General features: G+C 42.9%; 1 protein-coding gene. It reads right to left on the bottom strand.

Annotated features, from left to right (window positions below):
- Positions 1 to 652, bottom strand: a 652-nt coding sequence (locus ACTQ34_RS18080; RefSeq protein ID WP_441364982.1) for a TRAP transporter large permease subunit, incomplete at its 3' end; no start/stop codon positions are given.
- Positions 653 to 788: the final 136 nt, after the last annotated feature.

Genomic DNA, 788 nt, shown 5'->3' with positions numbered 1-788 from the left:
GCCAATGAGGAAAACCTTCCTCCGCTGCGCAAGCGCGCACGGTGGGCGCAAAATCCGGCGCAGGTTGCCTAATTGAATTCGTTGGGTGTGCGGTTTTCTTGACTATTCCATATACTACTAGCATACAAGCAAGGCCCCATAAAATATCTGGGATATAACCTGCCATAAATAAAGCTGCAACAGATGTACCACCGGATACTAATGAGAATGTAATCATTACATTACTAGGCGGGATTAACAAACCAGTTGGTGCAGTTGCAATATTTACAGCTGCTGAGAAGTTGGGATCATAGCCTTCCTCCTTTTCAATAGGACCAATAATAGAACCCATAGCAGAAGCTGCTGCTGTACCAGAACCAGAAATCGAACCAAAAAGCATATTTGCAATAACGTTTGTTTGAGCTAGTGCTCCAGGTGCACGACCTGTAATCAGCTTTGCAAGATTGATGAGACGAATGGCAATACCACCTTTATTCATCAGGTTACCTGCAAGAATGAAAAATGGAATTGCAAGCAAGCTGAAGACAGAGATACCAGAGAATACACGCTGTGCACCTGTTAAAAGTGCAACATCAAAATCCATAATAGGTAAAATAGCACAAACCGAAGAAACTGCTAAAGCTACAGCGATAGGAACGCCAGCTATAAGCATAATAACTAGAAGAACTAGTATAATTAAAAGGTCTGTCCCAAATTTTGTGTAAACACTGCCGGGCAGTGCAAAATAGAGCCAAAATAATTTAAGGCGGGAGCGGCGCCAGCTGCTGATGCCTTGTCTACAAAATAAC

The sequence above is a fragment of the Agathobaculum sp. LCP25S3_E8 genome (assembly GCF_052117165.1).
In the GTDB taxonomy this organism is placed as follows: Bacteria; Bacillota; Clostridia; order Oscillospirales; family Butyricicoccaceae; genus Agathobaculum.
This window is presented reverse-complemented; position numbering and strand designations above follow the sequence as displayed.